General features: G+C 59.2%; 24 protein-coding genes and 1 pseudogene. 7 read left to right on the top strand and 18 right to left on the bottom strand.

The genetic code is table 11. The features are described 5' to 3' along the window. Positions 1-204 precede the first annotated feature (204 nt). The 7 genes from galE to gyrA form a co-directional block, all read right to left on the bottom strand. Positions 205-1,209, bottom strand: coding sequence for a UDP-glucose 4-epimerase GalE (gene galE / locus AC07TV_RS20305; protein ID WP_494650191.1), 1,005 nt, complete (start codon positions 1,207-1,209; stop codon positions 205-207). Between the two features lie 98 nt (positions 1,210-1,307). Beyond that, positions 1,308-2,144: a DNA ligase gene (locus AC07TV_RS20300; RefSeq protein WP_494650190.1), complete on the bottom strand. Its 837-nt coding sequence runs from the start codon at positions 2,142-2,144 to the stop codon at positions 1,308-1,310. Beyond that, a complete protein-coding gene (locus AC07TV_RS20295) occupies positions 2,144-3,013 on the bottom strand; it encodes a prephenate dehydrogenase (RefSeq protein ID WP_494650189.1) in 870 nt (289 codons plus the stop codon). The genes AC07TV_RS20300 and AC07TV_RS20295 overlap by 1 nt, the downstream gene beginning before the upstream one ends. 4 nt (positions 3,014-3,017) lie before the next feature. Beyond that, positions 3,018-4,106, bottom strand: coding sequence for a histidinol-phosphate transaminase (gene hisC / locus AC07TV_RS20290; RefSeq protein ID WP_494650188.1), 1,089 nt, complete (start codon positions 4,104-4,106; stop codon positions 3,018-3,020). A 10-nt stretch (positions 4,107-4,116) separates the two neighbouring features. After that, a complete protein-coding gene (gene pheA, locus AC07TV_RS20285; protein ID WP_494650251.1) occupies positions 4,117-5,196 on the bottom strand; it encodes a prephenate dehydratase in 1,080 nt (359 codons plus the stop codon). A 28-nt stretch (positions 5,197-5,224) separates the two neighbouring features. Further along, positions 5,225-6,310, bottom strand: a complete 1,086-nt coding sequence (gene serC / locus AC07TV_RS20280; protein WP_494650187.1) for a 3-phosphoserine/phosphohydroxythreonine transaminase — start codon at positions 6,308-6,310, stop codon at positions 5,225-5,227. Further along, entirely contained in the window at positions 6,311-8,959 is a 2,649-nt protein-coding gene (gene gyrA / locus AC07TV_RS20275; RefSeq protein ID WP_494650186.1) for a DNA gyrase subunit A, read from the bottom strand. 98 nt (positions 8,960-9,057) lie between these two features. On the opposite strand from gyrA, the gene AC07TV_RS20270 reads away from it, so the two are divergent. The 4 genes from AC07TV_RS20270 to AC07TV_RS20255 all read left to right on the top strand — a co-directional run bounded on the left by AC07TV_RS20270 (position 9,058) and on the right by AC07TV_RS20255 (position 12,543). Beyond that, positions 9,058-10,392 (top strand): TRZ/ATZ family hydrolase, encoded by a 1,335-nt coding sequence (locus AC07TV_RS20270; RefSeq protein ID WP_494650185.1) that lies wholly within the window; start codon positions 9,058-9,060, stop codon positions 10,390-10,392. A 55-nt stretch (positions 10,393-10,447) separates the two neighbouring features. Continuing rightward, entirely contained in the window at positions 10,448-11,107 is a 660-nt protein-coding gene (locus AC07TV_RS20265) for an OmpA family protein (RefSeq protein WP_226404453.1), read from the top strand. A gap of 70 nt (positions 11,108-11,177) precedes the next feature. Further along, the gene (gene ubiG, locus AC07TV_RS20260; RefSeq protein WP_494650184.1) at positions 11,178-11,882 is read left to right on the top strand and encodes a bifunctional 2-polyprenyl-6-hydroxyphenol methylase/3-demethylubiquinol 3-O-methyltransferase UbiG; all 705 of its coding nucleotides are present in this window, start codon (positions 11,178-11,180) and stop codon (positions 11,880-11,882) included. Next, positions 11,875-12,543, top strand: coding sequence for an HAD family hydrolase (locus AC07TV_RS20255; RefSeq protein WP_494650183.1), 669 nt, complete (start codon positions 11,875-11,877; stop codon positions 12,541-12,543). The genes ubiG and AC07TV_RS20255 overlap by 8 nt, the downstream gene beginning before the upstream one ends. Here AC07TV_RS20255 and AC07TV_RS20250 read toward each other — a convergent pair. Both AC07TV_RS20250 and AC07TV_RS20245 read right to left on the bottom strand, forming a co-directional pair. Further along, complete coding sequence (locus AC07TV_RS20250) at positions 12,521-13,693, bottom strand: methyltransferase (protein WP_494650182.1); 1,173 nt, start codon at positions 13,691-13,693, stop codon at positions 12,521-12,523. The genes AC07TV_RS20255 and AC07TV_RS20250 overlap by 23 nt on opposite strands. Beyond that, positions 13,690-15,834: an ABC transporter substrate-binding protein gene (locus AC07TV_RS20245; RefSeq protein WP_494650181.1), complete on the bottom strand. Its 2,145-nt coding sequence runs from the start codon at positions 15,832-15,834 to the stop codon at positions 13,690-13,692. The genes AC07TV_RS20250 and AC07TV_RS20245 overlap by 4 nt, the downstream gene beginning before the upstream one ends. A 94-nt stretch (positions 15,835-15,928) precedes the next feature. Between AC07TV_RS20245 and AC07TV_RS20240 the strand changes: the two genes are divergently transcribed. The 3 genes from AC07TV_RS20240 to AC07TV_RS20230 all read left to right on the top strand — a co-directional run bounded on the left by AC07TV_RS20240 (position 15,929) and on the right by AC07TV_RS20230 (position 19,183). Beyond that, on the top strand, positions 15,929-16,384 hold the full coding sequence (locus AC07TV_RS20240; protein WP_494650180.1) for a peroxiredoxin: 456 nt from the start codon (positions 15,929-15,931) through the stop codon (positions 16,382-16,384). A 34-nt stretch (positions 16,385-16,418) separates the two neighbouring features. After that, positions 16,419-17,849 carry a PhoH family protein gene (locus tag AC07TV_RS20235; RefSeq protein ID WP_494650179.1) on the top strand — a complete coding sequence of 477 codons (1,431 nt, stop codon included), beginning with the start codon at positions 16,419-16,421 and terminating at the stop codon, positions 17,847-17,849. An 80-nt stretch (positions 17,850-17,929) separates the two neighbouring features. Then, complete coding sequence (locus tag AC07TV_RS20230; RefSeq protein WP_494650178.1) at positions 17,930-19,183, top strand: transglutaminase-like domain-containing protein; 1,254 nt, start codon at positions 17,930-17,932, stop codon at positions 19,181-19,183. A gap of 7 nt (positions 19,184-19,190) precedes the next feature. Here AC07TV_RS20230 and dnaB read toward each other — a convergent pair whose 3' ends face one another. From dnaB to AC07TV_RS20185, 9 genes and pseudogenes are all read right to left on the bottom strand, one after another. Continuing rightward, positions 19,191-20,600, bottom strand: a complete 1,410-nt coding sequence (dnaB, locus tag AC07TV_RS20225; RefSeq protein WP_226495975.1) for a replicative DNA helicase — start codon at positions 20,598-20,600, stop codon at positions 19,191-19,193. Between the two features lie 65 nt (positions 20,601-20,665). After that, a complete protein-coding gene (gene rplI / locus AC07TV_RS20220) occupies positions 20,666-21,112 on the bottom strand; it encodes a 50S ribosomal protein L9 (RefSeq protein WP_494650177.1) in 447 nt (148 codons plus the stop codon). An 18-nt stretch (positions 21,113-21,130) separates the two neighbouring features. Next, complete coding sequence (gene rpsR, locus AC07TV_RS20215; RefSeq protein ID WP_011286983.1) at positions 21,131-21,406, bottom strand: 30S ribosomal protein S18; 276 nt, start codon at positions 21,404-21,406, stop codon at positions 21,131-21,133. Continuing rightward, a complete protein-coding gene (gene priB, locus AC07TV_RS20210) occupies positions 21,378-21,698 on the bottom strand; it encodes a primosomal replication protein N (RefSeq protein ID WP_494650250.1) in 321 nt (106 codons plus the stop codon). Before priB ends, rpsR begins: the two co-directional genes overlap by 29 nt. A gap of 31 nt (positions 21,699-21,729) precedes the next feature. Next, positions 21,730-22,113 (bottom strand): 30S ribosomal protein S6, encoded by a 384-nt coding sequence (gene rpsF, locus AC07TV_RS20205; protein WP_494650176.1) that lies wholly within the window; start codon positions 22,111-22,113, stop codon positions 21,730-21,732. A 113-nt stretch (positions 22,114-22,226) separates the two neighbouring features. Further along, complete coding sequence (locus tag AC07TV_RS20200) at positions 22,227-24,008, bottom strand: acyl-CoA dehydrogenase (protein WP_494650175.1); 1,782 nt, start codon at positions 24,006-24,008, stop codon at positions 22,227-22,229. Further along, the gene (locus AC07TV_RS20195) at positions 24,008-25,864 is read right to left on the bottom strand and encodes a type IV pilus assembly protein FimV (RefSeq protein WP_494650174.1); all 1,857 of its coding nucleotides are present in this window, start codon (positions 25,862-25,864) and stop codon (positions 24,008-24,010) included. Before AC07TV_RS20195 ends, AC07TV_RS20200 begins: the two co-directional genes overlap by 1 nt. Beyond that, a complete protein-coding gene (locus AC07TV_RS20190; RefSeq protein ID WP_494650173.1) occupies positions 25,836-26,501 on the bottom strand; it encodes an energy-coupling factor ABC transporter permease in 666 nt (221 codons plus the stop codon). The genes AC07TV_RS20195 and AC07TV_RS20190 overlap by 29 nt, the downstream gene beginning before the upstream one ends. A 9-nt stretch (positions 26,502-26,510) precedes the next feature. Next, a pseudogene (locus AC07TV_RS20185) lies at positions 26,511-26,636 on the bottom strand (electron transfer flavoprotein subunit alpha/FixB family protein); the annotation flags it as partial.

The raw sequence follows: 26,636 nt of genomic DNA, 5'->3' as shown, positions 1-26,636 counted from the left end.
AATTATTCCTCACACCATCAAGTAGAGACTCTTTATCGAGCTGAATTCCCACCTGAGCAAAAATGCCCAGGAATATTTCGAGGACTCGTCGATTCATTAGCTCAACACAAAGAAGATTCTTAATTCAGCCAGAGCAACGAATCCATGTCCTCAGATCTTTAGCAGAATACTGAAGCGTGTCGGTGAATAGACAGGACCACCAAATTACCGAAAACCATTTGGATTCTTGCTTTGCCAGCGCCAGGCGTCGACACACATGGCATCCATATTCCGTTCAGCACACCAGTTGAGCAGTTCGGCAGCGAAGGCTGGATTGGCATAGCAGGAGGCCACATCGCCAGGCCGGCGCGGTGCCAGCTCGTAAGGTATCGGGCGGCCACTGGCTTTTTCGAATGCTTTGACCACGTCAAGCACGCTATAACCGGTACCTGTGCCAAGGTTTACCTCAAAGCATTGTGCTTCGTTCAGGCGTTCAAGCGCCTTAAGATGGCCGAGAGCCAAGTCGACGACATGGATGTAATCGCGCACCCCGGTACCGTCTGGCGTCGGGTAGTCGTTGCCCCAGACCTTCAATTGCTCGCGCCGGCCGACGGCCACCTGGGCGACGAAGGGCATCAGGTTGTTCGGGATGCCTTGCGGGTCTTCGCCGATCAGGCCGCTTTCGTGGGCGCCGACCGGATTGAAGTAGCGCAGGATGCCGATCCGCCAGGTTGGATCGGAGCGATATAGGTCGCGCAGCATGTCTTCGATGACCAGCTTGGTGCGGCCGTAAGGATTGGTTGCCGAGAGCGGGTGATCTTCGGTCAGTGGCAGGCGTTGCGGTTCGCCGTAGACGGTGGCGGAGGAGCTGAAGACCAGCGTCTTGACACCGCATTCGCCCATCGCGCCGAGCAGACGATGCGTGCCGATGACGTTGTTGTCGTAGTATTCGAGCGGTTTTTCGACCGATTCGCCGACCGCTTTCAGTCCGGCAAAATGGATTACCGCCTGGCAATCGAATTGTCGCAAAGCAGCAGCCACGGCCGCCTGGTCGCGGATATCGCCCTCGACACAGTGGATATTCTTGCCAGTGATTGCCTCGACGCGTTTCAGCGATTCCCGATGGCTATTGGAAAAGTTGTCGAAAACGACCACTTCCTGACCGGATTGGAGAAGTTCAACGCAGGTATGCGAGCCGATATAGCCAGCTCCGCCAGTCACGAAAATCATCGCTGTTCGCCGTTGAAAATAAAGGTGGAATTTTACCCGTTCGAGGTCATGGACGCATTACAACCGAGGTAAAGAATTGGCGCCGGACTTGTACCGAGTTATTCGTCCCGGATGCGCAGAAAACTGGCAAACCGGGGCTGTCCCTTACTCGTGATATCGCGGTAGCGGTACGTCACCGTTGTACCCAACGCAGGCGGCTCACGTCTCTGCTTCGCCGAAAAACCGGTGCCCAACAGAAATTCCTTACCTCCTGGCGTGCGCACTTTCAAGGCCCCCAGCATGCCGGCAAAACGGCCTTTGCCCGGCTGATGACCGATGACCACCGCTTCGGCATCCTGCCAAGGTTTTACTTTGAGCAGCACATCGCTGCGCCCGGTCTCGTAAGGCGCATCGGCCAGATGCAGCATCAGTCCTTCGCCACCAGCCCGAACGACCTCGTCGAGGCGTTTTTTGAGATTGCCACGGTCAACCGGAAAAAACTGCTTAATTTCAAATAGCCACGGGACGTTGGCCTGCCGTACCAAAAACCGTATCTGTTCGGCCCGCTCGCTGAATGTACCCGGCGCACCCGGCAATTCAAAAATCATGTAGCGCACCTCACGCCAGGCCGCGTCGTCGGAAATCTCCCGCCGGACAATGCCGGAAACGCGCTCGAACTGACCGCGAGCAATCCACAGTTCGCCGTCGAGCGGCTGTTTCGGCAAGCCGGCGAGAAACCAGCCCGGTGCGTTGATGGTTTTTCCGCTACGGAAGCGCAGCGTCTGCCCGTCCCAGATTGCCCGCACGCCATCGAGCTTTTCACTGGCCAGATAGCGGGAGACGTCGACCTGATCGCGATAGACATTTGCCAGCAGAATGACCGGCGTTTCGGCTTCAGCGATGATCGGCAGCGTCAGCGCCAACCCGAGGAGCAGCGCCTGAAGCAGCCGGGACATCAGCCCTCGCCGGCCCAGTCGCGGCGGGCGCGACGCGCGATGCCGAAGACTTCTTCGAGGCGCTCGCCATCGTTGCGGGCCAGCGCCGTGCGCAGTTCGTCGAGTTGGGCGCGGTAGCAGTCGAGTTCGCCGAGCAGCGCTTCGCGGTTGGCGAGGCAGATGTCGCGCCACATTTCCGGGTGGCTGGCGGCGATCCGCGTGAAATCGCGGAATCCCGAGGCGGCGAAGGTGAAGAACAGATCGGCGTCATCGCGCACGGCCAGTTGATGCACCAGCGCGTAGGAGAGCAGATGCGGCAGATGGCTGACCGCGGCGAAAACACGGTCATGCATTTCCGGCGTCAGCTCGTAGATATCGGCGCCGCAAAGCGACCAGGCGCGCTTGATGTGATCTAGCGCCTCGTCGCTGTTTTCCGGCAAGGGCGTAACGACGACCTTCTTGCCCTGGTAAAGATCCCAGCGCGCTGCCGCCGGGCCACTGTTTTCCGCACCGGCAATCGGGTGAGCCGGCACGAACTGGCCGATCCGGTCGCCCAGCGCAGCTCGAGCAGCAGCAACCACGTCGCCCTTGGTCGAACCGCCGTCAGTAACGATGGTATTCGGCCCTAGATACGGTCCGATACGCTCGAAAATATCGGCCATCTGCGCCACCGGCGTTGCCACCAGAACGATGTCGGCATCCTCGATTTCGTGGGTTGGATTGATCCCGGCCCGATCAATGACGCCCAGTTCCTGCGCCTTGCGCAAGGTAGCCGGCGTACGGCCGAAACCGACGACCTCCTCGACCGCTTCCGCTTCCTTGAGCGCCAGCGAGAAGGAGCCGCCGATCAGGCCGGTGCCAAAGACGACGACTTTGCCGAATTTGGCCATGGTTTTAGATCACCTGCTCCAGCGCTTCGAGGAACCGGGCATTTTCCGCCTCGGTACCGATGGTCACGCGCAGCCATTCCGGCATACCATAGCCCCCGATTGGCCGTACGATGACGCCCAGGTTCAGGAGCTTTTGATTGATCCCGGCACCATCGCCGACCTTGAAGGTGACGAAGTTGCCGTGCGGCTTGATGTATTCGAGGCCCAGCTTTTCCAGGCCGGCGACAATCTGCGCCATGCCACGCCGGTTCAGCTCGTAGCTAGCCTGCAGGAATTCGTCGTCATCAAGCGCCGCCAGTGCCCCGGCCAGCGCCAGATTATTGACGTTGAACGGCTGGCGAACACGGTTCATGAGGTCGGCAACCTCGGCCGAAGCCAGTGCATAACCAATGCGCAGGCCGGCCAGGCCGTAGATCTTCGACATCGTGCGGCAAACGACGAGGTTGGAGAAATCCTTGATCCAGGTTGCCGTATCGACGCGATCTTCCGGCGGCAGGTATTCGTTGTAAGCCTCGTCGAGCACGACAACGACATCCTTCGGCACAGCTTCGAGGAAGGCGCGCACTTCCGGATAGGGCACGAAATTGCCGGTCGGATTGTTCGGGTTGGCGATCCACACGATGCGCGTATCGGGCCGGATAGCGGCGCGCATGGCGTCGAGGTCGTGACCGTAATTCTTGGCTGGTATCGAGATCAGTTCGCCACCGATCGACAGCGTGGCCAACGGATAAACGGCGAAGGCGTGCTGGGCGAATACCGCTGAGCGGCCCGGCGCCAGGAAAACGCGGGCGATCAGGTCGAGCACGTCGTTCGAGCCGTTGCCGAGGACCACCTGGTTTTGCGCCAGACCACAGCGCTCGGCCACTTTGGCGATCAGGTCAAACTGATCGGGATAGCGTTCGACGCCGCTGATCGCCGCCTCAACGGCCTTCTTCGCCTTCGGGCTCATGCCCAGCGGATTTTCGTTGGAAGCCAGCTTGACGATCTTGTCTACCGGAATGCCCGTTTCACGGGCCAGTTCGGTGATCGGCTTGCCCGGCTGGTAGGGCGAAATGGCGCGAACGTAAGGCAACGCCTGATCGGCAAGACTCATCGAAACTTCCTCAATAAACGGCAACCGGGTAAGACCCGAGAATTTTCAGATAGGCGGCGTAGCCAGCCAGTTTTTCCAATGCGGCCTTGATCGCCGGCTCGTCGTGATGGCCTTCGATATCGACGTAGAAAACATATTCCCACAAGGCGTTCCTGGCCGGCCGCGACTCCAGCCGACACATCGAAACCCCCGCCGTCGACAGGGGCAGCAGCAGTTCGTGCAGGGCGCCGGTGCGGTTTGGCGCCGACATGATCAGCGAGGTCTTGTCGCGACCGGAAATCGCCGCGTCGTGCTTGCCGAGGATCAGGAAACGCGTCGTATTGTTCGGCTCGTCCTCGATGTTTTCGACCAGCTTGGGCAGGTTGTAGCGTTCGGCCGCAGCGACCCCGGCAATTGCCGCCGTGCCTGGCTCGTCAGCAGCCATCTGGGCAGCCAGTGAATTGCTCGACACCGAAATGCGCGGGATACCCGGCAGGTTGCGATTGAGCCATTCGTGGCACTGGGCCAGCGACTGGGCGTGCGAATAAACCTTGGTGATCTTGCCCAGATCGGTTTCGTTGGTCAGCAGGTTCTGGTGGATGCGCAACACGACTTCGCCGCAAATCTTGAGCGGCGTGCCGAGCAGCAGATCCATCGTCCGGCCGACGGCGCCTTCGGTCGAATTCTCGACCGGCACCACGGCATAGTGAGCGTGACCCGATTCGACTTCGCGGAACACGTCGTCGATCGACGCCTGCGGCAACAAGCGGGCAGCGTGGCCGAAATGCTTGGTCGCCGCGCTGCCGGTAAAGGAACCGAGGGGCCCGAGGAAGGAAATGCCGAGCGGCTCTTCGAGCGACAGGCAGGCCGACATCACTTCCCGGAAGAAGAAGGTGATATTTTCGTTTGGCAATGGACCCGGATTGGCGTCCTGCAGACGGCGCAAAACCTGGGCTTCGCGCTCGGGGCGATAGATATGCCCGGCTTCGCCATGCTCGGCCTTGATCTCGCCAACCTTCTGGGCGCAACGGGCCCGCTGGTTGAGGAGGCGCAGCAATTCGCTGTCGATAATATCGATTTCGGCGCGCACGCCGGCCAGGGCTTTTTGCAAGTCGGTTTGCTGCGGGTCGCTCATAAACTCAACCGTTACGTTTGGCGAAATCGTTCATGAATGCCACCAGCGCCTGCACGGCTTCCAGCGACACGGCGTTGTAGATCGAGGCGCGCATGCCGCCAACCGACTTGTGTCCCTTCAAACCGAGCACGCCGGCCGCCTTGGCCTCGGCCAAGAAAGCGGCATCAAGGTCGGCATTGCCGAGAATGAACGGCACGTTCATGGCCGAGCGACAATCCGGATCGACCGGGTTGGTGTAGAAACCGTCGGAATCGTCAATGGCGGAATACAAAATTCGTGCTTTTTCGGCGTTGACCGCAGCAATACCCGACAAACCGCCCTGCCGCTTGAGCCACTGGAAAACCAGGCCGGCGATGTAGATGCCGAAGGTCGGCGGCGTGTTGAGCATCGACCCGTTTTCGGCCATCACGGCGTAATCCATGACCGTCGGGATATTCAACGGCGCCATGCCGAGCAGGTCGCGATGCACGACAACTAGCGTCAGTCCGGACGGACCGATGTTCTTCTGAGCCCCGGCGTAAATCAGGCCGAATTTCTCGACATTGACCGGCCGCGACAGGATATGCGACGACATGTCGGCAACCAGCGGCACGCCGGTATCGGCAATGCGCTCGGCGGGAATTTCTACGCCGTGGATCGTTTCGTTGGTGCACACGTGCAGGTAGGCGGCGAACGGGTCGAGCTTGATTTCCTCGGCCACCGGCAGGCGGGTGAAGCCGCTGCTCTCGGTCGTCGCGGCACAACGAACGTTACCGATGCGCTGCGCTTCCTTGAAAGCCTTCTTCGACCACGAACCGGTCACGATGTAGTCGGCCGAACGACCGGCCAGCAGGTTCATCGGAATCTGCGCGAACTGCTGCGTCGCCCCGCCCTGCAGGAAGAGGACCTTGTATTGCTCGGGAATGCCCATCAGCTCACGTAGGTCGGCTTCGGCCTGGCCGAGAATGCTGCCGAACTCCTTGCCGCGATGGCTCATCTCCATGACGCTGCAACCGGCGCCATGCCAGTCGAGCAGCTCTTCCTGCGCCTGGCGCAGGACTTCCTCGGGAAGAGCAGCCGGACCGGCGCTGAAATTCCAGATGCGGCTCATTTATGCTTCTCCACCTTCGTTGGGTTCGGATGATTCCGGATTTGGCCCATTTTCCGGGTTGACCGTGGGATTCACGATTTCTGCCTCGGATTCTGCTTCAGCATCGACCTCGGCCACCGATTCAGCGACCTTCTCCAGACCGGCCAGCTTCTCGCCGTCATCCAGCGAGATCAGCGTGACGCCCTGCGTCGCCCGGCCCATGCCGCGGATTTCCGCGACGCGGGTTCGGATCAGCACGCCGCCGGTGGTGATCAGCATGATTTCGTCTTCGTCATTGACCAGTTTGGCGCCAACGACAATACCGTTGCGCTCACTGTCGGCAATGGCGCGCACGCCCTGCGTGCCGCGACCGGAGTGGCGGAAATCGGCCAGCACGGTGCGCTTGCCGAAACCGTTCTCGGTGGCGACGAGCACCGTCTGTTGATCGCTCTCGGCGACCAATAGCGAAATGACCGACTGACCTTCCATCAGACGCATGCCACGCACACCGCGAGCGCCACGGCCCATCGGACGGACGTCTTCTTCGTCGAACCAGACGGCCTTGCCGGCATTCGAAACAAGCACGATATCGCTCGTCCCGCTGGTCAGCTCGACGCCGATCAGGTAATCGCCCTCGTCGAGCGCCACGGCAATGATGCCGGCCTTGCGCGGGTTCGAGTAATCGGACAGCGGGGTCTTCTTGACGGTGCCCATGACGGTGGCCATGAACACGTACTGGTCGTCGGAAAATTCCTTGACCGGCAGCACGGCGTTGATCCGTTCGCCCTCTTCGAGCGGGAACAGATTGACGATCGGCTTGCCGCGGCTGACCCGGCTGCCCTGCGGCGCTTCGTAAACCTTGAGCCAGTAGCAGCGTCCGCGGTTCGAGAAGCACAGGATGTAATCGTGGGTATTGGCCACGAACAGGTGATCGACGAAATCCTCGTCCTTGATCGCCGCCGCCTGCTTGCCCCGCCCGCCGCGCTTCTGGGCGCGGTAATCGGCCAGCGGCTGGGCCTTGATGTAGCCGCCGTGCGACAGCGTGACAACCATGTCCTGCGGCGTGATCAGGTCTTCGAGGCTCAGTTCATGGGTCTGCAGGATGATTTCCGAGCGACGCTCGTCGCCGAACTGTTCGCGGATCGCCACCAGTTCGGTGACGATGATTTCGGTGATGCGTTCCGGCTTGGCCAGGATGTCGAGCAGATCGAGGATCTTGGCCATGACGTCCTTGTACTCGCTGACGATCTTGTCCTGCTCCAGCCCGGTCAGGCGTTGCAGGCGCAGCTCGAGAATGGCCTGGGCCTGGGCATCGGACAGCCGATAACCCTGCTCCGACAAACCGAACTCCGGCGCCAGACCGTCCGGACGCGAAGCATCGGAAGCGGCACGTACCAACATTTCCTCGACCACGGCGCTGCGCCAGGTACGCTCCATGAGGCCGCGTTTGGCGTCAGCCGGCGTCGGTGCCGCCTTGATCAGGGTGATGATGTCGTCGACGTTGGACAGCGCGACAGCCAGACCTTCAAGAATGTGGCCGCGTTCGCGCGCCTTGCGCAGCTCGAAAACAGTGCGTCGCGTAATGACTTCGCGACGGTGCGACAGGAAGCACTCAAGCATCTGCTTGAGGTTGAGCAGGCGTGGCTGGCCATCGACCAGCGCCACCATGTTCATGCCGAAGGTGTCCTGCAACTGCGTCTGCTTGTACAGGTTGTTGAGGATGACCTCGCCGACTTCGCCACGCTTCAGCTCAATGACGATGCGCATGCCCGACTTGTCCGACTCGTCGCGGATGTCGGAAATACCCTCGATCTTCTTCTCATTGACCAGCTCGGCGATCTTCTCGATCAGCGACTTCTTGTTCACCTGGTAGGGAATCTCGTCGACGATCAGCGCCTGACGACCATTACCCTTTTCCATGTCCTCGAAGTGCGTGCGAGCGCGCATGATGACGCGGCCGCGGCCAGTCTGGTAACCCTCGCGGACACCGGTCATGCCATAGATCAGGCCAGCCGTCGGAAAATCCGGCGCCGGAATGTAGGCAATCAATTCCTCGATGGTGATTGCCGGGTTTTCCAGCATGGCCAGACAACCAGCGATAACTTCATTGAGGTTGTGCGGCGGAATATTGGTCGCCATACCCACCGCGATACCGGACGAACCGTTGATCAGCAGATTGGGGATACGCGCCGGCATGACCAGCGGCTCATTCTCGGAACCGTCGTAGTTCGGCCCGAAATCGACGGTTTCCTTGTCAAGGTCTTCGAGCAGCTGATGGCCGATCTTGGCCATACGGACTTCGGTGTAACGCATCGCCGCCGCGTTGTCGCCATCCACCGAACCGAAGTTACCCTGGCCATCAACCAGCATGTAGCGCAGCGAGAAATCCTGCGCCATGCGGACGATCGTGTCATAGACCGCGGTGTCGCCGTGCGGGTGGTACTTACCGATCACGTCACCGACGATACGGGCCGATTTCTTGTACGCCTTGTTCCAGTCGTTGTTCAGCTCGTGCATCGCGAACAACACCCGGCGATGCACCGGCTTCAGGCCATCGCGCGCATCCGGCAATGCCCGGCCAACGATCACGCTCATGGCGTAATCGAGATAAGAACGCCGCATCTCGTCTTCGAGGCTGATCGGCAATGTTTCTTTGGCGAATTGGTCCATGTCTCACATTCGCACCGCTTGCGCGATGCCTTATTAGTTGATTCAAGCGTAATTTGCTATTTTAACACGCCAACTTAACCGTACAGACCCCGTTTTACATGACAACAACACCCGAAGTAATCGACCTGCTGATCGACGCCCGCTGGATTGCCACGGTCGCCCCCGACGCCGTGTTGACCAATCACGCCGTCGCCGTTGACGCCGGTCGTATCCTGGCCGTTCTACCCAGCGGCGAAGCGCACGCCCGCTTTGCGCCAGGCAAGCACATCAGCCTACCGGATCACATCCTGATCCCCGGCCTGATCAACCTGCACGCCCATGCCGCAATGGCGCTGATGCGCGGCCTGGCCGACGACCAGCCGCTCATGGACTGGCTGCAAAAACATATCTGGCCGGCCGAAACTGCCCACATGTCGGCTCAGTTCGTCTATGACGGCACCCGCCTCGCCTGCGCCGAAATGCTCAAGGGCGGCATCACCTGCTTCAACGACATGTATTTCTTCCCTGACGCCGCCGCGGCCGCCGCCTCCGAAGCCGGCATGCGCGCCATGCTCGGCATCATTGCACTCGAATTCCCGACGCCCTACGCCAGCGACGCCGACGACTACCTGAACAAGGGACTGGCTGTTCGCGAAACCTGGCTGAACGACCCGCTGATCGGCTTCTGCCTTGCCCCGCACGCCCCCTACACCGTCGCCGACAGCACTTTCGACAGAATCCTGACGCTTTCCGAGCAGATGAACTTGCCAGTGCATTGCCACATCCACGAAACGCGACAGGAAATTGAGGACAGCCTCAAACAACACAATCGCCGGCCACTGGAACGCCTGCGGCAACTTGGCCAGCTTGGACCCAACTTCCTCGGCGTGCACGCAGTACACCTTGACGAAGACGAATTGCAGCTACTGGCGGCCACCGGATGCAGCATCGCGCACTGCCCGACATCCAATCTCAAATTGGCCAGCGGCTTTGCGCCTGTGGCGCGGATGCGACAACTTGGCATTAATGTCGGCTTAGGCACCGATGGCGCAGCCAGCAACAATCGCCTCGACATGTTCGGTGAAATGCGCCTGGCCTCCCTCCTCGCCAAAGGCCTGACAGGAGATGCCAGCGCCCTGCCGGCCCGAGACATCCTGCGCATGGCAACTCTCAATGCAGCCAACGCCTTGGGCCTGGGCAACGAAATCGGCTCGATTTCCCCTGGCAAGTCCGCCGACCTATGCGCCGTCGATCTCGGCACTCTTGAAATGCGCCCATGTTTCGATCCGCTGTCACATCTCGTCAATGTTGCCGGGCGAGAATGCGTCAGTCATGTATGGGTGGCCGGAAAGTGTTGCGTAGACCACAAAACTTTACTCAACAACGACCAAAAGCACTTGGAATCGGCCGTTGCACTATGGCAAAATGGTTTGGAAGTCCGCCGGCGGCCTTGAGCTTTGCCATAGCGCGGGTTAAAGATTTTCAAATTTTCTTCAACGAGGGAAAACAATGATCAAAAATATCGCCAAAAAATCTCTGGTTCTGGCCCTGCTGGCCGGTATCGGTTTTACCGCTGTTGCCCAAGAACGCGTTTACCTGATCGACGGTCGTGACGTCGTCGCCAAGTCCGGCTTCGGCCTGTGCTGGCGCGATGGCTACTGGACCCCGGCCGCTGCCGCTGCCGACAAGGCAGGTTGCGAATGCGACAAGGACCTGCTGCCGAAGGAAGCCTGCGAACCGAAGGTTGCAGCTGCTCCGGCTCCGGCCGCTGCTACCGGCGTCAAGCCGTCCGGCGAAAAGATCACCGTCGCTGCCGACGCCCTGTTCGACTTCAACAAGGCTGTCCTGCGTCCGGCCGGCAAGGCCAAGCTCGACGAGCTGGTCTCCAAGGCCAAGGCCATCAAGCTCGAAGTGATCCTGGCCGTTGGCCACACCGACCGTATCGGTGGCGACGCCTACAACCAGAAGCTGTCCGAAAAGCGCGCTGCCGCGGTCAAGGAATACCTGGTTGCCAAGGGCATCGAAGCCAACCGTGTTTACACCGAAGGCAAGGGCGAGAAGCAGCCGGTCACCGGCGACAAGTGCAAGGGCAACGCCAAGACCAAGGCCCTGATCGACTGCCTGCAGCCGGATCGTCGCGTTGATATCGAAGTCATCGGCACCAAGTAATCGGCCGACGCTTCAATGAAAGCCCCGCCCAGCGGGGCTTTTTCTTTTCCGATCAAATTTTCTCAACATAATGACCATACTCAACGCCGACCCAGCCGAACTGGAAAAGTTTGGTGATCTCGCCCACCACTGGTGGGATCCGAACAGCGAATTCAAGCCGCTGCACGATATCAATCCGCTTCGACTGGACTGGATCGACCAGGCCATCGGCCTTGCCGGCAAGCGCATCCTTGATGTCGGCTGTGGTGGCGGCTTGCTGTCGGAAGGCATGGCGGTACGTGGCGCCAACGTGACCGGCATCGACCTCTCGGAAAAACCGCTCGGCGTCGCCAAATTGCATTTGCTGGAAAGCGGCCAGAAGGTTGATTACCGCAAGATTTCGGTCGAACATCTGGCAGTCGAAATGCCGGGCGCTTTCGACGCGGTGACCTGCCTCGAAATGCTCGAGCATGTGCCGAACCCGTCCAGTGTCATCGCCGCCTGCGCGCGTTTGGTCAAACCGGGCGGGCAGGTTTTCCTGTCCACATTGAACCGCAATCCGAAGTCCTACCTCTTCGCAGTGATCGGGGCTGAATACGTCATGAACATGCTACCCCGAGGGACGCATGACTACGCCAAGTTCATCAAGCCATCCGAACTGGCGCGCTGGGCCAAGCTGGCTGGCATCGAGCCGGACGAAGTGGTCGGCATGAGCTACAACCCGCTAAGCAAAGTCTATTCGCTGGGAACGGACACCAGCGTCAATTACCTGATGCGCGCGACACGGCATGTTTGATGCCGTTCTCTTCGACCTGGACGGGACGCTGGCCGACACGGCACCCGACCTCGGCGAAGCAGTCAATATTTTGCTGCAGGAGGAAGGTCGACCGCAGCAATCCCTGACCGCGCTCAGGCCATATACCTCGCAAGGCGTTCGGGGACTGCTCAACGCGGGCTTCGGTATCGATAGCTCGCACCCGAGCTACGAACGTCTGTCACAGCGTTTTCTTGAGATTTACGCCGGGCGACTGTGCGATGCCACCCGCCTGTTCGATGGCATTCCGGAATTGCTTGATGCGCTGGAGGCCTTGAATCTGGGTTGGGGCATCGTCACCAACAAGCGCATGCGCTTTACCGATCCACTCGTCGAGTTATTGCAGCTGACACCCCGCACCAACTGTGTTGTCAGCGGCGACACCACGGCCGAGGCGAAGCCTTCGCCCTTGCCTATCCTGCATGCCTGCCAACTGCTCCGCTGCCGACCGGAACGGGCGCTTTACGTCGGTGACGACCGGCGCGACATCGTCGCCGGCAACGCCGCTGGTTGCAAAACGGTGGCCGTTTCCTATGGTTATCTCGGCGACAGCGGGCCATTGCATGCTTGGGGTGCCAATCTGATCATCGACCATCCGAGCCAACTGGCCGATTATCTGGCTAGGCTAGTCGTGCCGAAATAAGCAGGTTGCGCGGCGTCAGACGCCGGTTGCAGAAGCTACCCAGGCCTACCTCGTAGCCCCGCTCAGCGAGAAAACAAGCCTGATCGAGGGCAAGCCAGACTTCGATGGCCCGGCGGAAGGCATGGCGGACGATGGATAGCCGCATGACTTCGTTACGCCGCTGCCAGCCGCGGACTTCGAACTCTGCGACAACAGATGCTGATGGTAGCGGCAAGCCCTCCCGTTCCGCCATCCGCCCCAAAAAATCGGCAAATTCGGCGCGTATCCAGACTTCGGGCACTGGTTTGAAATTGTGGTAGACATCGTCCGTCACCGCCCGGCGATAGGTATCGAACCCGAGCTTCCAGGCGATGGCCCGATCCCGCTGCCGCGTTTCCCGTGGTGACGAAGTGACAGTTTCGGTCACGGCCAGACGGGTGTCGTCGCGCGTCAGCGACAATTGCAGATTGGCCGACTGCGCCTGATAGTTCTCGGCCACGCCGCGGTGATAGCAACATGGCGCAACATCAAAGGCAGCCACGCCTTTGGCGACACCATCGCGGATCAAGCGGCGATGCAACTCGCCGCAGGCGTGCAGGGCGACGGCATGCTGGCCGGCCCGCGGCCAGGCTGTTGCGGTCAACGCATCAGAAACGACAAATTCCTGCCGTACTCCGGCGCGTTGGGCCAGACCCTCGCCCGCCTTGCACAAACCGGCATCGATTTCGAGGGTATGCACTGGCGTCTGCCAGGTCAGCGCCAGCAGGCGGCCAAGGTGGCCCTTGCCGCCGCACCAGTCGAGTACTGGTTGCCGGCCCTGACCGGCCGCTGCGGCGAAGGCTTCGATCTGCTCGCGCTTCCGCCCGGGGATTTCCCAAGCCCAGTGCGCGCCTCGGTCGGGCAACGATGCTCCTTGTAACACCGGCAATTCGGCCAAAGAAGCCAGCGTGGAGACGGCCGGAATATGGCGGGCGAGCAGAGCCAACGCAGCCTCGCTGTCATCGTTTAGGCGCGCAATATCGGTTTCGGGCAACCCCATCAGTTCATCGAACAACGACGGCCAGCGCTCGCACCACTGCGGGCGAGGATCACGAAAGGGCTGCGGATGCCACAGGTCGTGAAAGTTGAGCAGTTCAGCATCCAGCCCTTGCTGGCGCTCGACCAGCTTCACTTGAGCGCGGCCCGACGCTCGCGGCGACGATAGCCGACAACGGCCGGGATGATGGCCAGCACCAGCACCAGCAGGCCGAGTCCGAGCGGCCAGAGCACAGGGCCATTCCATTCGCGGCGGGCAGCAGCGCGTTCAGCGGTGTCGATGCGCTGGTATTTCAAGGTGTTGTTACCAACGTCGCTCGGCTTGCGATTCTTGAGCCAGCGATGGCTCAGAGTGTAGCTTTTCGGGTGCAGGCCGAAGACCCACGGCGCGTCGTGGTGCAGGATGCGGTTCATCTGGCGGACGATGCCCAGGCGCTCGGGTGTGTTGTCCATGTTCTTCATGCGCAGGAACAGGCGGTCGAATTCCGGGTTGGCGTAGTTCGAGGCGTTCTCGCCGCCCTTGGCGACCTTGCTTTCATTGCCGTCGAGCAGGAAAAAGAAGTTTTCCGGGTCCGGGTAATCGGCGTTCCAGCCGAAGTAATAGAGCTGGACGTTGCCCTTGCGAATCTTGTCTTGAAAGCGGTTGAAGTCGGTCGAGCGGACGACCAATTGCACGTCGATCTTGGCGAATTGCCGGGTCAACCAGTCAAGCCGCGATTTCTCGCCCATACCGCCGCCCGTGGTATCGAGGTTGACGACGAGCGGCTCGCCGGTCTTTTCATCGCGGCCGTTCGGATAGCCGGCTTCGGCGACCAGTTTTTTGGCGACCTCGACCGGCTTGCGCTTCGGCTTGCCATCGACCCAGTCGTAAACGGTGCTGTCGATCCCCTGCTCACCCGCTTCGAAACCGAAGATACCCGGTGGTAGCGGGCTTTGCGCGGCGATGCCGCGGCCATTCTGGAAGATGGAGATGTACTCTTCCTGGTCGATGGCAATCGAAATAGCCTGGCGCAACTTGGTCGCCCGTGGCGAAAGGCCGCCGATGACCGGGTCGAGCATGTTGAAACCCATGTAGAAGGTCGACGACTTGACCGAGGTGAGCAGGCGAATGCCTTTGTCACGCATTTCATCGGTCAGCGCCACGTCACCGCCGACATTGACCCGCACGGCCTGGTCGAAGCTGTCGGAGGAGATTCCGGAGGCGTCGTAGTAACCCTGCAGGAACTTGTTCCAGTAGGGAATCGCCTCCTTTTCCCGGGTAAAAATGGCCTGGTCGAGGAAAGGTAGCGGCTTGCCGCAATCGTCGAGCAAGCCGGCGGCATGGTCGCCCGGCTCACCTTCGCAGGGGTAGGCCTGGCCGTGAAAATTCGGGTTTCGGGAGAGAACCATGCGGCGGTTCGGATCGTTTTCGCTGAGCATGAACGGGCCGGTGCCAACAGGCCACCAGTCGAGCGTCAGGTTCTTTTCGGCCATGCCCGGCTGGCTGAAGAAGCGGTCGACCTCGCGCGGCACCGGTGCGAAAAACGGCATGGCCAGCCAGTAGAGAAACTGCGGGTACTTACCCTTGATGCGAATGCGCCAGGTCAGCGCGTCGACCTTCTCGACGCCGCTCAGCGGGTAGGCATCGAGATCGAGCCATTCGTTCGCCGGCTTGTCCCTGGCTGCTTTCTGCAGGCTGTCACCGAGCGCCTTGAGGCCGACGATCTTGTCGGCCATCATGCCGAAGATCGGCGAATGCAGGCGCGGGTGGGCCAGGCGCTTGATCTGGTAGATGTAGTCGTCAGCCGTCAGCTCACGTGTGCCGAAGTTGGTGAAATCAGCCATGGTCTGCCGTTTGGCGATTTCATTTTTGGTCAAAATTTCCGGTTGACCGTGGGAATCGAGGGCGAAGGCCGGATGCGGCTGAAAACGGATGCCCGGCCTGAGTTTAAGCTCGTAGACGCTCTCGACGATGCGTTCAACCGGTGCATCATGCGGCAGTTCACGCCCGGCGGCGTCGTAGAAGCGCGGCACCGGCACTTGCTCGACGGTAGACGGATTCAACTCGTAAGGCCGCTTCAGGTAGTGGTATTGCAGCGGCGGTTCGTAGATTTGCCCGGTGAAGGTAATCTCGTCTTCGGCATAGGACTGCGCCGGGTCGAGATGCTTGGGGCGGTCAGTAAAGGCCGTGTAGAGAATGTTGCGACCAGCATCGGCGACCGGGTACGGATCGTTCCAGGCCTGCCCGCAACCGGACAGGGCAATGACGACAACGAGGCTCGCACAGATTTTTCGCATGGGCAGAAGTTTAACAAATGCCCGCCGCGCCGCTTGACCTGCCTGCAGTGAATTGCCCACAATGCCTCAAACACCACAACACAGAGGCATTGCCATGCTCGATACCCCAATCCCCGACTTCTCACTGCCGGCGACCAGCGGCGCCACTTTCAACTTGGCCGCCCAGGCCGGCAAGGTCGTCGTGATCTATTTTTACCCGAAGGACAGCACCCCGGGTTGTACCACCCAGGGCCAAAATTTCCGCGACCTGCATGACCAATTCGTCGCCGCCAACGCGGTCGTTCTCGGCATTTCGCGGGACAGCCTGAAGTCGCATGAGAACTTCAAGGCCAAACAAAGCTTCCCCTTCGAACTGGGCTCGGATGTCGATGAAGCCATCTGCACCTTGTTCGCTGTCATGAAAATGAAAAACATGTATGGGAAACAGGTGCGGGGCATCGAACGCAGCACCTTCGTCATCGACCGCAACGGCGTTCTGCGCCGGGAATGGCGTGGCGTCAAAGTTCCCGGCCACGTTCAGGAAGTGCTCGATTTTGTCAAAACCCTTTAACCACCCTCAATCAACCTAACCCAAGGCCCAATCCATGCCGCGCAAGCCCGCAGCCACAAAAAAGCCCGCCGTTACCAAGATTTTCGTCCTCGATACCAACGTGCTCATGCACGATCCCAGCAGTCTTTTCAGATTCGAAGAACACGACGTCTTCCTGCCCATCATGACGCTGGAAGAACTCGACAACCACAAGAAGGGCATGTCCGAAATTGCCCGCAATGCCCGCCAGACGTCCCGTATGCTCGACGAATTGCTGGCCGCCAATGGCGAGGACGACATCGACGAAGGCATCGACCTCTACGCCCCGTCGAAAAAGCTGGCCAGCGGCCGGCTCTACCTGCAGACCGAAGCAATCAGCGCCGATCTGCCGCAAGGCCTGCCGACCTCCAAGGTCGACAACCAGATTCTCTCGGTGGTTATCCACCTCCAGAAGAAATTTCCCAAGCGCCCGGTGATTCTGGTGTCGAAAGACATCAACATGCGCATCAAGTCGCGTGCCCTCAATCTGCTCGCCGAGGACTACTTCAACGACAAGGTGCTCGAGGATACCGACATCCTCTACACCGGCACCCGCGCCCTGCCCGACAATTTCTGGGACAAGCACGGCAAGGGCATGGAGTCGTGGAAGAAGGACAGCCGGACCTACTACAAGGTCACCGGCCCGCTCTGCCCGCAGATGCTGGTTAATGAATGCATCTGGCTCGAAAAGGACGGCTTCACGGCCATCGTCAAGGAATCTGCGGGCAAGACCGCGATCCTCGAAACCCTGATCGACTACACCCATCCGAAGAATGCGGTGTGGGGCATCATGGCGCGCAATCGCGAACAGAATTTCGCGATGAACCTGCTCATGAACCCGGACATCGATTTCGTCACCCTGCTTGGCCAGGCCGGTACCGGCAAGACGCTGCTGACGCTGGCCGCCGGACTGACCCAGGTGCTCGAAAGCAAGCTGTTCGCCGAAATCATCATGACCCGCGCCACCGTTCCGGTTGGTGAAGATATCGGCTTCCTGCCAGGCACCGAGGAAGAAAAGATGGCACCGTGGATGGGTGCCCTCGAAGACAACCTCGACGTCCTGACCCACACCGACGAAGCGAGCAGTGGCGCCTACGGCGGCGACTGGGGCAAGGCGGCGACCAACGACATCATCCGTTCGCGGATCAAGGTCAAGTCGATGAACTTCATGCGCGGCCGGACCTTCCTCAAGAAATACCTGATCATCGACGAAGCGCAGAACCTGACGCCGAAACAGATGAAAACGCTGGTCACCCGTGCTGGCCCGGGCACCAAGGTCGTCTGCCTGGGCAACATCGCGCAGATCGATACGCCCTACCTGACCGAAGGCAGTTCCGGCCTGACCTACGTCGTCGACCGCTTCAAGGGTTGGCCGCACTCCGGTCACATAACGTTACAACGCGGAGAGCGCTCCCGCTTGGCTGACCACGCGGGCGAAGTGCTATAATTAATTCATTAATCAAGGGGCCGTGTCAGTGACACGGCCTTTTCGTTTCAACCACGGATTGTTTCAGCCGGAGGAGTTTCTTGAAACGTCGCGACTTTCTGGCATCAGCCGCAGCACTCTCGCTATTCGTTACCGACGCCTGGGCGGCAAAAAAGCAGGCCAAAGCCACTTCATCCAAGGCAACAGCAGGCAAAGCCAGGGGCTCAGCCGGCAAGGGGTCGAAAAAGCCAGCCTTGAGGCAAAAAGGCAAAGTCAGCTACAAGCCGCGCGAACCGGTCGCCCATACCGCTGACGACCCGGTCATTGAGCGACCGCCGCAAGGCACGTCCGCCTCCCGTCTGCCGCCCGTCAAAGCGCCGGAACCACCGAGCGAATGGCGTACCTTTGAAATCACGACGACGGTCAACCTCAAAAACAGAAGCGGTGCCGCCAAGCTCTGGCTGCCCCTGCCTCTCAACCAGGATACGCTGTATCAGCGGACCCTCGGACACACGTGGGCCGGCAATCAGGCCAACGCCAGCATGCGCCGCCTGCCAGATGGCGACCTTGAGGTCTTCTACTGCGAATGGCCGGACAGCGGCGATGCCCGACTTCAACTTACCACGCTGGTGACCACCGCCGACCGCCATTTCGACGTCACCAAACGGACAGTTGCCCCAGAGCGGGAAGATATCCTGCGCCGCAACCTGCAAGCCTCCCAGCTCATCCCCAATGATGGACTGGCCTTTCAGCTCGGTGAACGCATCCTCGGGCGCATCAAGGATCCGGTTGCCCAAGCCAAAGCCATCTACGAATGGGTTGTCGACAACACGACTTATGACTTAAGTCTGCCCGGCTGCGGTACCGGAGATGTGCGCCGACAGTTAATCCAAGGACAATACGGCGGGCGCTCGGCTGACATCAACGGCCTCTTCGTTTCCATCTGCCGGGCCATCGGCATCCCGGCACGCTGCGTTTACGGCATGCGTACCGGATCGTCACGGCTGTTTAGAAGCCTCGGACTGAGTAGCGATGATGCGACGCACGGTCATCACGTCCGGGCCGAGTTTTACGTACCTGGCTACGGATGGATCCCCGTTGATCCCAGCGATGTGCGCCGGGCAATTTCTCTGGAAGTTCTTTCCGATCGCGACAGCAAGCTGATCTCGCTGAAGAAAATCCTGTTCGGCGTCTGGGAAATGAACTGGATTGCCTTCAACCTGGGAACTGATGTCGTCTTGCCAGGAAAGAATTCTGCCGTCCCATTTCTCCTCATGCCGCAACTGGAGTCATCGGGTAGCCGCCCCGAGGCAGCCCTCCAGTACAGCATCCGGACCCGGCAGGTCGTACTGTAAACGAACCTCAGTTCTGCGAATCGATGAAGCCGCCGCTAGCCAGATTCTGGAAGCGAGTAAATTCGCCGACGAAGTTCAGGCGCACCGTACCGGTCGGGCCGTTACGCTGCTTGCCGATAATAACTTCAGCCAGACCCTTGTTGTCCTGGCTTTCCTTGTTGTAATACTCGTCGCGGTACATCATCAGGATCACGTCGGCATCCTGTTCGATAGCGCCTGATTCACGCAAGTCGGACATCATTGGTCGCTTGTCAGTCCGCTCCTCGACCTTCCGCGACAACTGCGATAGGGCAACAATGGGCACCTGCAGCTCTTTGGCCAGGGATTTGATCGAGCGGGAAATCTCCGAAACTTCGGTCGCCCGATTCTCCCCTTGCCGGTTACCGCTCATGAGCTGGATGTAGTCGATGACAATCAGCCCCAATTTCCCGCCATATTGACGCGCCAGACGCCGGGCGCGAGCGCGCAGATTAGCCGGGCTCAAGCCGCCCGTTTCATCGATATAAATCGGCGCTTCATGCAGCTTTCCCAGCGCGAAGGATAGCTTTGACCATTCCTCGTCGTTCATCCTGCCCGTACGCAGGCTTTGGGAATTGAGACGCCCAATCGAAGCCAGCATCCGCATGGCCAACTGGGCACCACCCATTTCCATCGAAAATACGCCAACCGGCAAACCGCTTTCGACCGCAACGTTTTCAGCAATATTCAGCGCAAACGCCGTCTTCCCCATCGACGGACGACCCGCAACAATAATCAGGTCTCCCGGCTGAAAACCTGACGTTTTCTGGTCAAGATCGATGAAACCGGTCGGAACGCCCGTTATATCGGAAGGATTGTCTCGATCATGCAACTCCTGAATCCGCTCAACCACCTGGGTCAACAAGGGGTTGATATGGACGAAACCTTCGCTATGCCCGGCACCTGCTTCAGCAATCCTGAAAATCTTCGATTCCGCTTCATCAAGCAGCGTCTCGGCATCCCGGCCCAGAGGATTCAGCGCATCGGCAGCGATTTCATCGGCTGTGGCAACAAGCTTGCGCAACACAGAACGCTCGCGAACGATTTCAGCGTAACGTTTGATATTTGCCGCCGAGGGCGTATTGGCCGCCAGCTCACCAAGATAAGCCAGCCCACCGGTTTGGTCGCCCTCCCCAGCCGCATCAAGCGCCTCGGCAACAGTGACCACATCGGCCGGCTTGGCGTTATCCAATAACTTGCGAATCTGCCGGAAAATACGCCGGTGCTCATCCCGATAAAAATCGGTTTCGGCAACCTGATCGCCGATTCGGTCCCAAGCCTGATTATCAAGCAACAAGCCACCCAAAACAGACTGCTCGGCCTCGATTGAGTGAGGAGGAACACGCAGGTGATCGAGGGTGGAATCAGAGATTCTTGGCTTTGGCGGACGTTGATTCATGGCGGCAAGTTTAAATTAAAAAGGCCTCGCAATCGCGAGGCCTTTTTGGTGGGTGATGTCCGGAATTACTCGGCGACCACGGCCACGGTAATGTTGGCCAGCACATCGGTGTGCAGAGCCACGTTGAGCGGGAACTCGCCGATTGCCTTGAGCGGACCGTCCGGCATGCGGATGGACGCCTTGTCGACATCGAAACCAGCAGCCTTGAGAGCTTCGGCGATATCAACGTTACCAACTGAACCGAACAGGCGACCGTCCATGCCGGCCTTGCGGGCGACGGAGACAACAGTACCGTTCATCTTGTCGGCAACACCCTGGGCAGCAGCGAGCTTTTCAGCAGCGAGCTTCTCCAGTTCAGCGCGGCGGACTTCAAATTCAGCCATGGCAGCCGGCGTAGCACGCTTGGCCATGCGTTGCGGAATCAGGAAATTACGGGCATAGCCGTCCTTGACCTTGACGACATCACCGAGGTTACCGAGGTTGACAACCTTTTCGAGCAGAATGATTTGCATGTTTCGTCTCCTCGAAAATTATTGATGGTTGTCGGTGTACGGCAGCAGTGCCATGAAGCGGGCGCGCTTGATAGCAGTACCCAGCTGGCGCTGATAGCCGGCCTTGGTGCCGGTCAGACGAGCCGGCATGATCTTGGCGTTTTCCTGGATGAATTCCTTGAGGACATCCACATCCTTGTAGTCGATCTGTTCGACCTTTTCAGCTGTGAAGCGGCAGAACTTGCGACGCTTGAACAGGCCGCCACCGCGCTTCTTTTTCTTGTCGTCATCCTTCTTCTTGAAGAACCGAGCCATTTTCATTTCCTTCCAAAAATTCGAGTGTATTCACATGCAGCACGGGAGCTTTGCTGTTGCGGCTCTTGGCAGCAAGAAATCCGGTCAGTTTGACCACCCCTCCGAGGGGTGCTGCCTCCAGCCAGCGGGCAGTTTCGCCCAAGGCCACGACAGCAATTTCCACTTCCACCAAACGCTCTGCACCACTTTCAGTTTGCGAGGAGCTGTGTTGCAGCCATCCTTCGCTAACCGGGACACCAGCCGGTGTGTAGCGCAATGCCTTGCGCTCGACCAGTTTTCCCGAGAGTGTGATGCAGTTCAGCCCTTACTTCCCGTACAGAGTCTTAAGCAGCAGCCGGTTCAGCCTGAACAGCCGGAGCTGCGTCAGTAGGCATCATCGACTTGGATTTCTCTTCCTTCATCATCGGGGAAGGAGTCGTCACAGCCGCTTTCATCTTGACGGTCAGGTGGCGCAGCACGGCGTCGTTGAACTTGAACGAATGCTCGAGTTCGTTCAGCGTTTCGCCGTCGCACTCGATGTTCATCAGAACGTAGTGAGCCTTGTGGATCTTCTGGATCGGGTAAGCCAGTTGACGGCGGCCCCAGTCTTCCAGACGATGAATGGTACCGTTCTTGGCAGCAACAATGGCGCGATAGCGCTCGACCATGCCGGGCACCTGTTCGCTTTGGTCCGGATGGACGATAAAGCAGATTTCGTAATGGCGCATGCAATCTCCTTTTGGGATAAACCCTCCACCATGCGGGTGCGGTAGGGCAAGGTTGAAAAGCCCACGATTATATCAACTATCGTGGGCTTTTGGGGAAAACAGGAGACTGATTGTCAGAAACTGTCGTCTGCCAGCTCCAGGGCCCCGACCGCACCAGCCACCACAGACTCGGCCAGACCAGCAGCCTGAGTCAGGAAATGATCGGCATAAAACCGCGTCGTTGACAGTTTTGCCACCCAGAAAGGATCTGTTTCTCCTGCGGCAATCTTGCTGCGCGCGATCACGGCGGCACGCCCCATCTGCCAACCGCCCGCCACGATACCGAACAGGTGGAGAAATGGCACAGCTCCGGCATGTGCAGCTTTGGGATCCGTAGAGAAATTCGCAACGATCCAGAAAACAGCCTTTTCCAGCGCGTCGACCGCAGCATTCTGGCGCGCACCAATTGCCGCCAGATCGCCATCAAGTTGTGTTGCCGCTGATCGCATGTCTGCAATCACAGTCATGACCGTTGCACCCTTTTCACGAGCAATCTTGCGCCCAATCAGGTCATTGGCCTGAATGGCCGTCGTTCCCTCGTAGATGGCGGTAATGCGCGCATCGCGCAGATGCTGCGCGGCACCGGTTTCCTCGATATAACCCATGCCACCATGGACTTGCACGCCCAGCGAAGCGATATCAATGGCGCTCTCGGTACTCCACCCCTTGACAACCGGAATCAATAAATCGGCGAAAGCCCTGGCTTTTTCACGCGCAACGTCATCCGGATTGCCATGCGCGTTGTCCTGCGCGGCGGCCGTCACATAAGCCAGAGCCCGCATCGCCTCAATGCGGGCGCGCATGGACAGCAACATGCGGCGAACATCCGGATGCTTGATGATCGGCACTTTCGGGCCACCCCGGACACCAACTTCCGTACCCTGTACGCGCTCCCTGGCATAGACCACTGCACGCTGATAGGCACGCTCGGCGTCGCCCAGACCTTCAAGGCCGACGTTAAAGCGGGCAGCGTTCATCATGATGAACATGTACTCGAGACCACGATTTTCCTCGCCAACCAGCGTGCCGATAGCGCCACCGTGGTCGCCGAAGGCCAGCACGGCCGTGGGGCTGCCATGAATGCCCAATTTGTGTTCGATGGACACGCAATAAACGTCATTTCGCTCACCCGGCGTGCCGTCAGCCTTGAGCAGGAACTTCGGCACAACGAATAGAGAAATGCCCTTGACACCTTCAGGTGCATTCGGGGTTCGCGCCAACACGAGATGGACGATGTTGTCCGCCATGTCGTGCTCACCGTAAGTGATAAATATCTTCTGTCCGAAAACCCTGTACGTCCCGTCACCGACTGGCTCGGCGCGCGAACGCACTGCCGCCAAATCGGAACCCGCCGAAGGCTCGGTCAGGTTCATTGTGCCGGTCCACTCACCGGACACCAGATTTGGCAGATAAGCCGCCTTCTGCTCATCTGTACCCGCAATCATCAAAGCCTCGATGGCGCCCTGTGTCAACATCGGGCACAGCGAGAAGGCGTGATTGGACGCTTTCCACATTTCACTGACAGCCGTAGACAGGAGCTTGGGCAAGCCCTGCCCACCAAACTCGGGGTCGCAACCCAGGCCGTTCCAGCCATTGTCAACAAACTGGCGATAGGCTTCCTTGAACCCAGGCGAAGTCGTAACAACGGTATCCTTCCATTTGGCGCCATCCCTGTCGCCAACCCGGTTCAATGGTGACAAAACCTCACCGGCGAAGCGGGCAGCCTCTTCCAGAATGGCGTCAACGACGTCTGGCGTTGCCTCTTCACACCCGGGCAGAGAAACCACCTGATCAAGACCAGCCAGTTCCTGCATGGCAAAACGCATTTCTTTCAGGGGGGCAAGATATTCGCTCATCAGATTTTTTCCATACGGTTAGCGGTTTCTTTTAGCTCGATCAGGAACAGCACATCCTCGACCACCGGCAACGAAAAGCCCAGGCGTTGGCCACCCCGGTTATCACGCAGCAATTGGTACATGTAGCCCACGACATCACCGGAATTCCACAGATCGACGATCGTGGTAACCAGACGAGGCAGGTCTTCCAGGGTCTGTGGCCGGGGCGCGACGGGATGTTCGCCGGATACATCTATTCCCGAAAGAGCGTCATCCCAACTCTGAACCTCGACATTAAAATGCAGGTTGAGGTTGCGGGCGACATTTTCAAACTCGGCACGCATACCGGCCATCCGGTACACATCCATCAAGCGAATCCACGGTTGCAATGCTTCTTGCGGGTTGTGGTCGATGTATTCCTGCAAAGCCTGGGCAGCGCCCTTGACCCGACCAAATGAGAGCATGATGTCGGCCAGCTCCATGACAGGATTGGCTTCAAAATGCTCATCCAAAGTCGTTGCACTGATCGACATCAGCGAGTCATGCCCGCGCTCAGGGGCCTTCGCCGGCATTTCCGATGCACTGGAGGCGGAGGAGCTTTCGCTCCCACCAACATCAAGCTCGACATCCACCTGCATCGGCATGCCCATGGCCACCGGCTCGAAGGGAAGGTCGACGCCACCAAGCTCCTCGTGCTCTTCGGCGCGCTTCGGGTCAATTTTCAATTCGGGAATCAGGACCGCGGATTCGGAATCGCCGGCACCCAGCATCTTCTCTCGATAATTTTTCCACCCGAGCCAACCGGCCAGCCCGAGCGCCGATCCAAGCAGCACCCCGTAAAGCATCCACTCCGATAGCCCTGACGACTGCTCGTCGGCTGCCGAAGGCTGTATTGACTGCTGCCCGACGGCGATACCCCCGGCAGGCGATGGTGTAACGGCGGAAGGTAGTGAAACATCTGGAGCACCGGCACCAACCGAAGAGGAGCCAGGAACGGGTACCGCGCCATCCGCTTCCACCCGCTTGGCAAACTCAGCCGCACGCTGCTGGAGTTCGCCCAATGTGCCTTCCATGTTCCGCAATTTCTCGGCGGTCGCCATTTGCGACGTGGCCTGTTCGTGCATGGCCATCAACATCCGGAATTCAAGACGCAATATTTCCCGCTGCGCCTCCTTTACCTCTGCACCACCGAGGGACAACCCAGTCGCCAGACGCAGGGATGGCTCAGCGACATAGCCATCGTCCGACAGCATCAGGCGGTCTGGCATCCCACGAGCAACGGGGCGTTTATCAGGACGCCGGACAGGCAACTTCGGCGCCTCATCGCCGGCCGCTGGAGCAACCGAACGAACCCGGACCGGCCGCTGAACCGCCGGCCGATCGGGAGTCGCTGCAACTTCACGTTGGCGTGGCTCATCTGCCAGAGATTGCCCCCCTCCCGGGGATGCCATAAGAACATACTCTCGGGAAATTTCATGCCCGCAACCCAAGTAAACCGTCAATTGCATGATCGGTTCTCGTAAGGGCACATCCGAACGAATTTCGAGAACTGGCTGGACGCCTTTGCGCACACTAAAGCTGGCTTTTCTGAGCCACGGAAGATCGCCGGCTCCGGACGGCTGCACAAGGCGAAAACAACTGGCGTCAAACTTCTGCTTTTCTGCGCCAAGGAGATCGATTTCCAGCTGAATCCGCTCCCCCAAAACCGGCTGCCCACGCAAATCGCCCAAGCCGACTGCAAACGCGCCTCCTGAGAAAGCGAGCATCAAGACCGGCAAAGCATAGCGATAAGCAACGCGCCTCAAAGACGAAACTCCAAATGACATTAAATTATTGAAATTGTAGCTGTTATTTCCCTGCCAGATAAGTGGAATCATCGAAGCTGCCGACCCATTCAGGCCGGTAAACAACGAACAAGGTCATCAACATCCCCGACAACCATGCTTCCGAGAACGCAAGCAGCACAAAATAGGGGAAATATTCGCTGATCAGATAGTCCCACTCATAAGCGCCAGCCGTTGCCAACAGGACCGTAGCAGCAAAACCAACACCGACAATCGTCAATGCAGCGCCAAGAAATCCATTTACGAAGATAAAGACGAAGAAATGTCTGGGCAGCACACCGGCAAAGATGCGGAAGAAAAACTGGCTCAATCCGACACTTAAGCCTGCCAGCAGCAACGCATTGGCCGCATAGGCGAACGGTCCGGCAGCGCCGTTCAAGGTGATGCCGAGCGTTACCAAGGAAAGCCCGACAAAAGCCAGATGCGGCCCGAAGCTGAGGGTAAACACCGTCGCCCCGAGCAGATGAAACGTCAGGCCAGGCTTGATGCCAGCCTTGAGGCTCCAGACAACGGTGAGCAAAACCACCATCCCGAGCCACACGTTGAGCTGCTCGGAATCTTTTAACCGCCGCCATGGGGCACACCAAAGACTGCGGGCGAAAAACAGCCCCCAGGCGATCCAGGCCGCCCAGTACCATCCTTCGCCCATCAAGGTATCTGTCAGATTCACATAGCTATTCTAGCCGACGGCTCCGACCAGTTGCGGTACCACTTCGAACAAATCGCCTACCAGCCCGTAATCCGCCACCTGGAAGATCGGTGCATCGGGATCCTTGTTGATGGCGACGATGACTTTCGACTCCTT

The organism is Azonexus sp. GW821-FHT04F04, from assembly GCF_059420025.1.
The sequence above is the reverse complement of the archived record's forward strand: the minus strand, read 5'-3'. Positions and strand labels throughout refer to the sequence as shown.

Bases quoted from the DNA above. Each gene is read 5' to 3' on its own strand.
- galE (WP_494650191.1), bottom strand. From the start codon at position 1,209: ATGATTTTCGTGACTGGCGGAGCTGGCTATATCGGCTCGCATACCTGC.
- AC07TV_RS20300 (WP_494650190.1), bottom strand. From the start codon at position 2,144: ATGTCCCGGCTGCTTCAGGCGCTGCTCCTCGGGTTGGCGCTGACGCTG.
- AC07TV_RS20295 (WP_494650189.1), bottom strand. From the start codon at position 3,013: ATGGCCAAATTCGGCAAAGTCGTCGTCTTTGGCACCGGCCTGATCGGC.
- hisC (WP_494650188.1), bottom strand. From the start codon at position 4,106: ATGAGTCTTGCCGATCAGGCGTTGCCTTACGTTCGCGCCATTTCGCCC.
- serC (WP_494650187.1), bottom strand. From the start codon at position 6,310: ATGAGCCGCATCTGGAATTTCAGCGCCGGTCCGGCTGCTCTTCCCGAG.
- gyrA (WP_494650186.1), bottom strand. From the start codon at position 8,959: ATGGACCAATTCGCCAAAGAAACATTGCCGATCAGCCTCGAAGACGAG.
- AC07TV_RS20270 (WP_494650185.1), top strand. From the start codon at position 9,058: ATGACAACAACACCCGAAGTAATCGACCTGCTGATCGACGCCCGCTGG.
- AC07TV_RS20265 (WP_226404453.1), top strand. From the start codon at position 10,448: ATGATCAAAAATATCGCCAAAAAATCTCTGGTTCTGGCCCTGCTGGCC.
- ubiG (WP_494650184.1), top strand. From the start codon at position 11,178: ATGACCATACTCAACGCCGACCCAGCCGAACTGGAAAAGTTTGGTGAT.
- AC07TV_RS20255 (WP_494650183.1), top strand. From the start codon at position 11,875: ATGTTTGATGCCGTTCTCTTCGACCTGGACGGGACGCTGGCCGACACG.
- AC07TV_RS20245 (WP_494650181.1), bottom strand. From the start codon at position 15,834: ATGCGAAAAATCTGTGCGAGCCTCGTTGTCGTCATTGCCCTGTCCGGT.
- AC07TV_RS20240 (WP_494650180.1), top strand. From the start codon at position 15,929: ATGCTCGATACCCCAATCCCCGACTTCTCACTGCCGGCGACCAGCGGC.
- AC07TV_RS20235 (WP_494650179.1), top strand. From the start codon at position 16,419: ATGCCGCGCAAGCCCGCAGCCACAAAAAAGCCCGCCGTTACCAAGATT.
- dnaB (WP_226495975.1), bottom strand. From the start codon at position 20,600: ATGAATCAACGTCCGCCAAAGCCAAGAATCTCTGATTCCACCCTCGAT.
- rplI (WP_494650177.1), bottom strand. From the start codon at position 21,112: ATGCAAATCATTCTGCTCGAAAAGGTTGTCAACCTCGGTAACCTCGGT.
- rpsR (WP_011286983.1), bottom strand. From the start codon at position 21,406: ATGGCTCGGTTCTTCAAGAAGAAGGATGACGACAAGAAAAAGAAGCGC.
- rpsF (WP_494650176.1), bottom strand. From the start codon at position 22,113: ATGCGCCATTACGAAATCTGCTTTATCGTCCATCCGGACCAAAGCGAA.
- AC07TV_RS20200 (WP_494650175.1), bottom strand. From the start codon at position 24,008: ATGAGCGAATATCTTGCCCCCCTGAAAGAAATGCGTTTTGCCATGCAG.
- AC07TV_RS20195 (WP_494650174.1), bottom strand. From the start codon at position 25,864: ATGATTCCACTTATCTGGCAGGGAAATAACAGCTACAATTTCAATAAT.